This is a genomic window from Pontiella sulfatireligans (assembly GCF_900890705.1).
Classification (GTDB): Bacteria; Verrucomicrobiota; Kiritimatiellia; order Kiritimatiellales; family Pontiellaceae; genus Pontiella; species Pontiella sulfatireligans.
The window spans coordinates 2,581,821-2,593,252 of the sequence record NZ_CAAHFH010000001.1 but is presented as its reverse complement, the minus strand read 5'-3'; the positions used below and the strand labels follow the sequence as shown (position 1 = coordinate 2,593,252).

6 protein-coding genes and 1 pseudogene are annotated in these 11,432 nt (G+C 52.0%); all 7 read left to right on the top strand.

Annotated elements, in window-relative coordinates:
* The first annotated feature begins 64 nt into the window (after window positions 1-64).
* The 7 genes and pseudogenes from SCARR_RS08760 (at window position 65) to SCARR_RS08735 (ending at window position 11,201) form a co-directional block, all read left to right on the top strand.
* Window positions 65-2,695: a glycoside hydrolase family 95 protein gene (locus tag SCARR_RS08760; protein WP_136061142.1), complete on the top strand. Its 2,631-nt coding sequence runs from the start codon at window positions 65-67 to the stop codon at window positions 2,693-2,695.
* A gap of 55 nt (window positions 2,696-2,750) precedes the next feature.
* A pseudogene (locus SCARR_RS29255) lies at window positions 2,751-4,889 on the top strand (right-handed parallel beta-helix repeat-containing protein).
* Window positions 4,890-5,227: 338 nt separating this feature from the next.
* Window positions 5,228-5,374, top strand: a complete 147-nt coding sequence (locus tag SCARR_RS28110; protein ID WP_168433150.1) for a hypothetical protein — start codon at window positions 5,228-5,230, stop codon at window positions 5,372-5,374.
* Between the two features lie 94 nt (window positions 5,375-5,468).
* Entirely contained in the window at window positions 5,469-6,638 is a 1,170-nt protein-coding gene (locus SCARR_RS08750) for a putative glycoside hydrolase (protein WP_168433148.1), read from the top strand.
* Window positions 6,639-6,755: 117 nt separating this feature from the next.
* Window positions 6,756-8,480 carry an alpha-L-fucosidase gene (locus tag SCARR_RS08745; protein WP_222846228.1) on the top strand — a complete coding sequence of 575 codons (1,725 nt, stop codon included), beginning with the start codon at window positions 6,756-6,758 and terminating at the stop codon, window positions 8,478-8,480.
* Window positions 8,481-8,888: 408 nt separating this feature from the next.
* Complete coding sequence (locus tag SCARR_RS08740; RefSeq protein ID WP_136061139.1) at window positions 8,889-9,632, top strand: hypothetical protein; 744 nt, start codon at window positions 8,889-8,891, stop codon at window positions 9,630-9,632.
* A 261-nt stretch (window positions 9,633-9,893) separates the two neighbouring features.
* On the top strand, window positions 9,894-11,201 hold the full coding sequence (locus SCARR_RS08735; protein ID WP_136061137.1) for a vWA domain-containing protein: 1,308 nt from the start codon (window positions 9,894-9,896) through the stop codon (window positions 11,199-11,201).
* Window positions 11,202-11,432: the final 231 nt, after the last annotated feature.

Here is an 11,432-nt window from a genome sequence, read left to right as displayed (position 1 = left end):
AGCGATCCGGACTGTCCCTGCAACCTTTGGGACATCGGGTCTAAGAGAGTTTTATGGAGGAATTATGTTTATACGCAATTTAATGACAACTGTTTTAACCGTGTCCTTACTGACGGGTATGCATCTCACTCCGGAGGCTACGGCGGTGGAGCAAAGCGCAATGCGGCTCTGGTACAACAAGCCTGCTCCGGACAGCGATGCCGGTTGGGTCAACGATTCGATCCCTATGGGGAATGGCTACATGGGGGTCAACGTGTTCGGTCGAACGGATTCGGACAGAATCCAGATCACCGAGAACAGCCTGTACGACTGGGGATCCGATAAAGGACTTAAACGCAGGGGGCTGAACAACTTTGCCGAGGTTTACATTGATTTTGATCATACCAAAACCAGCAGCTACACCCGGGAGCTCGACCTCAATAAAGGCATCTCGACCGTGAATTATGAGCAGGGCGGTGTGAAGTATTCGAGGGAGTATTTCACCAGCTACCCTGACAAGGTGATGGCGATCCGTCTGAGCGCGTCGAAGGCGGGAACATTGTCGTTCACCTTGCGCCCGACCATCCCCTTTTTGGGCACTGGCAAATCAGGCTCTGTCTCGGCGAAGGGCGACACGATCACACTCTCCGGTGTCATGAGTTATTTCAACATAAAGTTTGAGGGCCAGTTCAAGGTCATCCCTAAGGGTGGCAAGATGAAAGCATCCTCCGGCAATGACACCATCACCGTTTCCAATGCCGACAGTGCAGTGATTCTGATCGCGGTCGGAACCAACTACAAGTTCGACCCACAGGTGTTCCTGACGACTGCAGCCGCCGACAAGCTCAAGGGTTTTCCCGATCCCCACGCCAAGGTGACCGGCTACCTGGCTGATGCGGCGGCGAAGTCCTATGAGGAGTTGCTGGCAAACCATCAGGCTGACTACACCGAACTTTACGACCGGGTAAGCCTCGACCTCGGCGCCGCTGAACCGGCGATTCCCACCGACGAGCTGGTCGATGCCTATCCCGCCGGTGCCTCCAGCCGATACCTAGAAGAACTCGCGTTCCAGTTCGGGCGCTACATGCTGATCTGCTCCTCCAGAGCAGGCACGCTCCCGCCCCACCTTCAGGGGATCTGGAACGTCTATGCAAGGCCGCCGTGGTCGTCCCAGTACCTGCACGACACGAACGTCCAGATGGCCTACGCGCCCGCCTTCTGCGCCAACCTGCCCGAACTGTTCGAGTCCTATGTAGGCTTCTTTAACGTCTTCGTCCATCGGCAGCGACAGTACGCCACTCAGTACATCAAGCAGTACAACCCCGCGCAGCTCGACAAGAGTAGAGACAACGGCTGGTCCGGACCGTTCTGGACCAATCCGTACAATGTTACCGGAAAATCACCCGTTGCCGGCTTTGGTACGGGGTCTTGGATCGCCCAGATGTTCTGGGACTACTACGACTACACGCGGGATGAGTCCCTGCTGGCGGACACCGTGTATCCCGTAATGTACGAACAGGCCAACTTTGTGTCCCGGTTCGTGAAGGACGTTGATGGCTTCCTGTTGGCCGATCCCTCCTCATCCCCGGAACAAAAACTCCGAAATACCGTCGGGACCACGTTCGATCAGCAGATGTTCTATGAAAACCATCACAACACCTTGACGGCAGCCAAGATTCTGGGCCGGTCTGATAAGCGACTGGACATCTATGAAACGCAGCTCCCGCTTCTCGACCCGATCCAGATCGGCAAGTCGGGACAAATTAAGGAATTCCGTCAGGAAGAATACTACTGCGACGCCAACAAGGCCCTCGATCCCCACCACCGGCACGCCTCCATGATGCTCGGGTTGTATCCGGGCCAATTGATCAACGACTCGACGCCAGCCTGGCTCGATGCCGCCAAGACAACCCTGACCCTGCGTACCCGCAGCTCCAATATCGGCTGGGCGCGCGCGGAGAGAATCGCCATGTTGGCCCGGGTTCACGACGGCGAAGAGGCCTACGCTTACTACAAAGATTTGTTAGAAGGCAACTACATGCACAACCTGTTCAACGACCATCGTGGCGACCCGCTTTTCCAGGCAGACGCGAACTACGGCGCCACAGCCGGGGTTGCTGAAATGCTCCTGCAGAGCCAGGACCACGTAGTGGCCCCGTTGCCCGCGTTGCCCGCGGCATGGTCGGAGGGCAGCTACTCCGGCATCCTGGCGCGAGGTAACTTCGAGGTCTCCGTGCAGTGGTCCGACGGTCACGCCAGCCGACTGGAAGTGTTGTCCAAAGCGGGAGGTACCTTGAAGTTGAGATACCCCAACGTTGCCAAGGCTGTGATTATGACCCCAGAGGGGAAGTCGGTAGACTTCGCTGCCAAGGGCAGCGACCTAATCGGTATCAAAACCACCAAAGGCCAGATCGTTGTGGTCACCGATATCCCGGTCTGTATTCCAGTCATCGCGCCTTCAAACCTGAAGGTCGACAAGGATGTGAAGAGTCAGATCGAGCTATCCTGGACCGGCAGCGCGGATGCCGCGTCGTACAACCTGTACCGCGCGGTGGGCAATGCGCCGGACTATGAGCTGATCGCCTCAAATATCAAAGGCACCGATTTTGTTTACAAAGCCTCCGACCTGAAACAGATCGATCAGATGACGCTCAAGGTCGCCGCGGTACGGGCTGATGGGCGCGCGAGCGACGCGGGGGCCACGGTGATCCGGTAGGTGCCCTGGAGTATGGTGGTTGAGCGTTTGGTTTCAAAAATATAGAAAGTTTTAAATGAAGATGTTTTTGATTTTAATGTTGGTCATGATAGCGGGCGGTGTATGCCGAGCTGCTGAGATGGACGCGGATTTCTATGTGTCGCCGAAGGGTTCTGATCAATGGTCTGGCACATTGGCCGCCCCTGATGCTCAGGGGACGGATGGTCCCTTTGCGACGTTGGAACGGGTGCGTGACGCGGTTCGGGTATTGAAGAAACAGAAGATGGAGGACATCGTTGTTCTGGTTCGTGAGGGCATGTATCGGTTGGAAAAAACGGTAATGTTTGGATTGGAGGATTCCGGGGTCGGCGAATCAACCGTAACGTATGCGGCGTATCCAGGTGAAAACCCGGTGTTCAGTTCCGGTAAGGAAATCAAGGGTTGGAAAAGGGTGTCCGGCAAGCTGCCCGGGTTGCCACAGGAGGCACAGGGAAAAATCTGGGAGGCGAAGGTTTCGGATCGATTCCTGACCCTCTATGACAACGACGGGATGCTGCCACGGGCACAGTCGGAACGTTTTGCTGCGTTGAAGGGCAGTAAAAGCAATCTGCTTCGTTTTCCAGAGGGTAAGTTGAAAGATTGGCCGAATGTTGCCGATGTAGAAATAATGGTTCGTCCCACTCGTGATTGGACGATGAATGTATTGCCGCTGGCGTCGGTGGATGAAAAGAAAGGGATTGCACGTACGTCTATCAACGCAACGTATGCGATCAGCAAACTCGGAGTTTGGCTTGAGAATGTGTTGGAGGAACTCGATGAGCCGGGGGAATGGGTCCTCAATACGAAGGAGCAGATGGTTTATCTCTGGCCCCGGGGCAAAACGCCGGTGGTGGCACCGACCCTTTTCGAGCTGATTCGTGTGGAAGGCTCGATTGATAAAGAAGGGCCGAAGGACATACCCGTACGTAACCTGTGATTCCGCGGTCTCACGTTTAAGCACGGTGAACGTTATACATTAAATAAAGACGATGCAGGGACGCAGCACGACTGGGATATGTTCGATAAGGATAATGCCATGGTTCGCTTGCGCGGGGCCGAACATTGCGTGATTGAACAGTGCCATTTTCAACACAGTGGCAGCAGTGCGATTCGGGTGGATCTGCATGGAATGAATAACGAGATTTCCGGCAACCATATTGAATATATGGGCGGAGCCGGCATCTTTCTTTGCGGATATGGTCCCGGCACAAAGGACGTAAATAAAAAGAATCTCGTCTACAACAACCATATTCATCATGTCGGAGAAATCTATTGGCAGTCCCCAGGAATTTTCCTGTGCCAGAGCGGGGAGAATCGGGTGGCTAATAATCTGATTCATCATACCAATTATTCGGGTATGATTGTTTCCGGTATCGTTACCCGCTTTTTTGTGAAACAGAATAAGCGCGAATCAAGCAGTTCTATCCGATGGCATGAAGTTGAAAACGTGCCGCAAAATCCGGAGTTGGATGATATCCGTCCCTATCTGCATACCCGTAATAACCTTATCGAATACAATGAGATCCATAACGCGATACAAATATTGGGAGATGGCAATGGCATCTACATTCGCGGTACTGGTCCGGGCAATGTGATTCGCCGTAACTATGTCCACCATTTGGTCGCCAAAACGGGGAAGCAAGGTGGGATGCGGACGGACGGCGGACAAATGGATGCCCTCATTGCTGAAAATCTAATCTATAAATGCAAATCGCAGGGGATGACGCTGAAACTGAATAATCGCTTTGAAAACAATATCATCGCCGATGTTATCGTACCGCGGGGTACGTATCTGAAAATCGTCGAAGGGCCCTCCTCGGGCGCGAGCAATTTGTGAAATATATTCTATTCAACTGAGGTAGGATGCACCTTTATCTCTGAACCGGGAGATGGAAAAGGAAACGTCGGCGAGGACAGCCGAGGTCGGGAAACGGCACGGATGAAAGACATCGACTCCGATTATAATATCTATTACTGCAGAGAGGATCGGGACATCGGTGAAGATGTTTTAGAGAAACTGCAGGATGATGGCATAGACGCCAACAGCCGGGCGGTAGACCCGTTGTTCGTTGACCCGAAAAATGGTGACTTTAGGTTTAAGCCGGGATCTCCCGCACTGAAAATGGGGATTATCCCGATCAATCTTTCTCTGATCGGTTTGCGTACGAAAAAGTAGTAGCGGAAGATGCCGTGCGGTTTAGATGTTCCTGAAACCATGGCTCAGTCGGAAGCATTTGCCAAAAAATACCATTCCGTCTCCATTATCCCCGAAATACGAGTGACGGGGCTGCCGGGCGGGCTTCTAAGCCTGAGTTCATATAAGGCTCCTTTGGACACAAAAACCGAGGCTTCTAAGGGTAAAAGAAGGCGCAAGAAGAATAAGTGATGGATTGCTTTTTTTGAACATAATCAGGGGTTGTTCTGTCCTCTACATCCCAAATAAGTGGGATAGGCAGGTTTTATGGAGCGCGTATATTGATCGAGCAACTGGAGTAGGGCAAAGCCTTTCTGTTTGTGTGTTTAAAGAAGAGGGTCGACCTCTCCACCGGCATAGCCGGCCAGGCCGGTTCAACCACCAATCTGATCAGTGATCCCGCACTCGCAACCGAAGAGAAACGGTTCTACCGTGCCATCCTGACCGGCGGTGCATCGTCACTGTAACCTGAGATAACCGGAGGCGGCGTGCGCGGGAAATGAATCAAAATTAAGTGAGACGACCATCATGATGAAAAAGTTTGTGACAATAGTATTGGGAATGAGCACATTTTGTCTGGCTAGCGTTCGGGATAATCAAGCCGACTCGTTGGTTACAACGAGTGGAGTGCCTTTTGAAGCGCCGAAGCATTATCCGGCATTCTCCTGGGACAAGGTTCCTGTTTACATGATGTTCGCGCATGATGACCGGCTGCTGCAGGATTCCGAGACCAGGAAAATCGCTGCTGAATCGGATTTTATCTGTATTGAAAAGAATCATGGACTTAAGCCGTTCGGGGATGCCGTGCTGGGCTTGGAGCATGAAGCCAGAGCTTTTAAAAAGTTAAAGCCGGAGATTGTTGTGTTGGGTTACCTCAATGCGGCGTTGGCTTATCCGTTTACCCGCTATACGCAAATGCTGACGGCTGATCAGATCAGTCAGTATCCGGAAATGAAAGCCTATCTGGTCTCCGATCCGAAAACCGGCAAGCCGGCGCAGAAGCGTGGTCTTTACGGCTACAACGTTCTTAATCCCGAGATGCGCAGCTGGTGGTCCGATTCAGCGGCAGAGATGGTTCTTCAGACCGGTGCTGATGGTATTTTTATCGACCAGATGCACGGATGGGCATGGTTGCATGGATCGACCAACTCTCAGGCTGTTGTGGACGGCGTAGCGGATATGATGGCGCAGTTGAAGGCTAAAATCGGGTCGGATAAGATTCTGTTGGCCAACAACGGAGCGCACATTGATCAAGTTTTTGACGTCTCGGATGCCTTCATGTTCGAGCATTACAATCGCACGGTCACCCACACGAAGGAAAAGCTGCTGGAGGATTGGCAGTTGATGGAAAAAATCGCCGATGCGGGCAAGATTTGTATTTATCGGTTCGGCGCGGAACCGGAGTCCGGCTCGTTGTTGCTGGAAGCCGGACGGACGGGCAAGTTGAACCACAAGAAGAAGTGGGCCGAGCTGTCGAAGGAGCAGCTGGAATTCTATTTGTCGCTCTATCTGATCGGCGCGCAGCCTTATTCCTACTTTCAGTGGAGCTGGGGTTGGGGGCTGACGACCGGGCCGCTGGAACACTATCCCGAATTCCACAAGCCGCTGGGCAAACCGCTGGGTAAATATACGCGCACCCATCCTGACCTCTGGGAATTTACACGGGAATTTGAGCATGCCAGCGTTTGGGTGGATACAGACAAATGGGAAGCTGAGATCAAGTGGAAATGAGTCGCTTTATTTTGAATACATTAGAAATGAGATGAGTCTTGTGTGCCTGCAATACAGGCACAGGACGGAGATGTTATGAAAAAGATACTGATTACTTGATTGTTGGGGATTTTTGTCATGCAGGGTGTGATTGCCGAGCAGGGTATGAACGAAATGTGGGGTGAAAGCACCGTTAAACTTCGGGCTGAAAATGCCGAACGCGGCCAGCTGTTCAATGACGGAAACTATGCCATGTTTATTCACTGGGGACTTTATTCCCAGTTGGGTAACAAGGTGGATGGTAAAACCTACTATGGTATCGGGGAATGGATTATGAATCCGCGCATGGCCGGCATTCCGATCCCTGAATATAAGAAGCTCGCCGGAACCTTTAATCCGCAAAAGTTTGATGCCAAGGCGATCGCCAAACTGGCCAAGAATGCTGGCATGAAATACATCGTCATTACCGCCAAGCACCATGACGGCTTTGCGATGTATGATTCCAATGCCTGCGATTTTAACATCACCAAAACTACCCCTTGGGCGAAAGACCCCATGCATGAATTGGCTGATGCATGCCGAGCCGAGGGACTTGGGTTTGGCTTCTACTATTCTCACAACCAGGACTGGACCTTCCCTGGCGGTGGCAAAGGACCGCAGGTCGATGAAAACGGGAAGGCCGCGACGTTCGATGACTACTTTGTGAAGAAATGCCTGCCGCAGGTGGAGGAAATTACCACACAGTATGGTCCGATTGAGTTGGTTTGGTTCGACACCCCCGGCAATATGCCGAAGAAATATGTGCAGCAGCTTGTTGATGTCGTCCGCAAGAATCAGCCCAATGCGCTCGTCTCCGGCCGCGCTGGCCATGATCTGGGCGACTACGAAACACTCGGCGACATGGAAGTGCCGCACAAAAACGTGAAGGGCATGTGGGAGAGCGTCGATACCACCAACGATTCGTGGGCCTATGCTTGGTATGACGAATACTGGAAAACCCCGAAAGAAATCCTGCGGCGTCTGATTGCCTGCGTCGGCCGAGGCGGAACCTACATGCTCAACATCGGCCCGCGCGGTGACGGCTCCGTGCCGGAACGCGCCGCCCGCTCCCTGCGCGAATCCGGCGAATGGATCCGCCGTTATCCGCAAGTGGTCTACTGCACCGATGCCTCGCCATGGGAACATGCATTGCCGTGGGGCGATGTCACCGTCAAGGGAACAAAACTCTATCTGTCGGTTTTTGAGTGGCCTACATCCGGAAAACTTTACCTGCCCGGACTTAAAACAAAAATCACTTCAGCCAAGTTGCTGAAGGGCGGTATGGGGGAATCGATCAAGTTCTCCTCTTCCAATGGCTGGACCATATTTAATCTTCCGACGGTTACTCCGGAAAAACTGGTGTCGGTCATTGAAGTCGATCTGGCCGGTGCACCGGATGTGGATCCGGTTTTCGGCCTTGATCCCGAAATAGAAACCGAAATTCTGGCTGAGTTTGCGAAGGTCGAGAATGCGGAGCTTTCCCATAAACGCTGGATGGAAAAATTCGGCGAATGGAAATCCGTACATCATGTCCACAACTGGACGCCCGAAGGCAAAGCCACTTTTGAAGTCGATGTCATCAAATCGGGCGACTACAACGTCAGCCTAACCTATGCAGGCGAAGGCCGCCTGGTTTGGGGCGTGAACGTCGAAGGCGGCGAGCATATCCAGAACGAACAGAACTCCTCGCACAACTACCAGAAATTCCCCATCGGTTGGGTCAACTTTCCAACGCCCGGGAAGTACAAGATCGCCGTCACCTGCCTTGAAGGCAACAGTAAGACCTCCAGCCTCAAGGCCATCCGCTTCAGTCCGGTTCAATAAGGCATTGTCGCTAAACTCTGCGGCCCGATGCTGGTGGGAGCAAACTTCGAACCACAACCTTTGAAACACTATTACTATGAAAAGGAAAGAGCAGCAATGGCAGAGGGAGTTTAGTGATAGTTTAGGAGCACCCTCTCAGTAACCGCTTGCTGTCCAATCAAGAGACTTTATTTTCTAGTGGCTAACTCAGTTTCGATAATCAACCGACGGTTCTGAAATCTGCTAAATCCGAGCCTTCAGGATGCGCCCCTGAAGGTCATTATGTGATGCTGCGCATTCCCATTGCGAAAATTTTATAAAGTGCGACTACTTTTGAGTAGTCATGAAAGCAGATCAGCAGAGTGTTGATGCACTCGAAGCAAAGCTTGCGGATAGTGGAACACATTTGATGGAAGCTTAACGCAATCTGTGGATTCGGTTTCGAATATCCAGATTGTCGATTTTGAGGCCAATGGGGGGACGCTGACCCTTGATGATTTTACGGCTCTTTCTTTCCAGTCGGTCACGGTTTATAACGCCAATAACGTTGCCGACAGGGTCAAAGTGGTCGCGGGCGGCGTGGCCAATGCCGCGAACGGGCTTAAGCAGTCATCCTCTCCTGCAGTCATCGACCTTCAAGCGCTTGCGGGATTTGCTGCTGTATCCAGCTTTACTCTGGCGAACGGGAATCTGGGTAATGCCAAGGATCGCTGGAACATTGGTGGCATTCAGGTGGGATATACGATCCAAATGCCATCCGGTGACAACTATGCCGCCTGGGCATCCGGCTACGGTTTGGTGGGTGATGACGCGCTGCCCGGTGCCGACGTGGAGAACGGCGGGTTGGGTGACGGCTACGACAACCTGGCGGAATTTGCATTGGGCATGAATCCAGCCAATTCTGATGCTGGGGCCAGAGAGTCTGTGGGTATTGCGGTCGAGGGGGGGACGAATTACTTTGAATACGTCCATTACCGCCGTTCGGATTATGTCGCGGATGGATTGACCTATTTGCTGATAGATTCAACGAATTTGGTGGATTCTTCCTCCACCACAAATGCGCAGGATCAGGTTTTGGTTGGACTTGCCGTTGATGGTTATGAGCTGGTCACCAACCGGTATTTGACCGATAGTCCTGATAAGTTCATCCGACTCAAGATCCGGCAGGACTGATTTATCAATTGATTACTGAAGGCAATAAAAGGCGGGCTGGGAATGCATAAAAAATGGGGCTTGGCAGTCGTTGGTTTTATGAAGCAGGAGACGTGCAGGCTTCGGCGATGAGGTCTCCATGACGAATCCCGTTTCTTCGGACACGTTATTTTCTGCAGCGGCTATCTCGAAGAATAGGTCTTGTTGATCATAAAGAGGCTTTGAGAAACATTTGATTATGTGTTTTTGTTGAAGCAGAAATTGAAAAAGTGGAATTGATCGATGAAAAAAAAGTTTTTTGCGAAGCATGCCAAATCAAGTGCCGCACTGGTGAGTCTGGGCATTCATGCGGTATTGATCGTGCTGGCCCTTTCGTTCGTGGCCGTCACGGTTATCACGAAAGAAGACCAGGTTTTTAAGGCGAAACCAGTGAAACGCCCGAAGATGCAGCTCAAAAAGCTGCAGGTTCCGGTCAATTTCAAGAAAAAGAAGACTCAAAAGCCCAAGTTGCGCAAACGTATTTTGGTGCAGCCCAAAATAAACCAAACCATGCCCGATCTACGGTTGCCGGAAATTACCGGGATCAAAGGCGGCATGGGATCGGCTGCAGATGGTTTGGGCGGAGGGGGCGGCGTGGGCTTCGCGATGCCGGAAATGTCGTTGTTCGGCATCAAAAGCCGAGGTGAGAAGGTCTTCATTATTCTGGATGCATCCGCGTTTATGATGGTCGACAGCATGGGAGGGATTCCGGCCTATACCATCATTAAATCCGAGCTCGTTCGGATTCTGGAAGGATTGAATTCAACGGTGCTCTTTAATATTGCCGTATATGGTGGCGGTGAAGTTACCTTGTTTCCGAATATGGTGGTGGCAACACCAGCCAATGTGGCCAAGGTGGATGATTGGCTGAAGCCGCTTAATGCCGTTAAAAAAGGCATGGGTGATAAGGATTACGGACCGAAGACGCTGGGGCCGGGCGGCGTTAAAATCAGCGGAGACTTCAAGGTCGAGCCGCTTAAGAGCACACCGGGCGGGTGGGCCAAGCCGACGCTTCTAGCCATGAAGCAGCAGGCGGATGTAGTATTTCTGCTTACTTGTCGTTGGGGTTCGGAGCTACGCTACAAAACAGGAACCCGGGATCGGGATTGGGATGAATCCGATCAACAGAAATACAAAGAAAACGTGGAGAAGGCTCGAGCGCTCTTCAAGAAGGAGAATGACCGTCGCCGCGCAAAGGGGCAGGCGCCCCGGGTGATTGCGAGAGGAAACAACGGGCTTGTCCGGGCCTACATTCCCGGAGCGCGAATTCCTCCTTCCGGCACCACCTTTGCCAACTACTCTCCGGAAATGATGGTTGAGGCCTTTGATAACACGCAGACCAAATCAAAGGCCGCAACGCCCTCGCACAGTGGAATCAGCAAGAAAAAAGATAAATTCTCCATCAATGTGATCCATTTTGTGCCGGCAGGAAGTGGCTCCGCCGAGGATCCTAAACTCAGCAAACTCGCCAAGGAAACCCGCGGTGAATATCAGAAAATCAAAGGAATGGACGCCATCCAAAGTTATGTTTCCGCTGGCAGTGCTGATTAGCTTGTTTTAAATCCCAAGACGCAAACCTGTTAAGAGCTAGAAAATGAAGCAGTGAAGTTCTTTTTCAAAAAGTTCACGGGTAACCCAATGGATGAAGACGCTGGTTCTTATAATCTCTTGTCAATTAGCGGTTAACTGCTTTTTATGGGATTATAAAGGAAATGAGTTGGAAGCCGTTCGGTCCGGAAAATGGAAGCTCCGTGTTGCAGGAAAATCCTGACCCACATTGTA

What these genes read in the sequence shown, in the direction of transcription:
- SCARR_RS08760 (WP_136061142.1), top strand. Translation starts at nt 65, where the DNA reads ATGTTTATACGCAATTTAATGACAACTGTTTTAACCGTGTCCTTACTG.
- SCARR_RS08735 (WP_136061137.1), top strand. Translation starts at nt 9,894, where the DNA reads ATGAAAAAAAAGTTTTTTGCGAAGCATGCCAAATCAAGTGCCGCACTG.
- SCARR_RS08750 (WP_168433148.1), top strand. Translation starts at nt 5,469, where the DNA reads ATGAGCACATTTTGTCTGGCTAGCGTTCGGGATAATCAAGCCGACTCG.
- SCARR_RS08745 (WP_222846228.1), top strand. Translation starts at nt 6,756, where the DNA reads ATGCAGGGTGTGATTGCCGAGCAGGGTATGAACGAAATGTGGGGTGAA.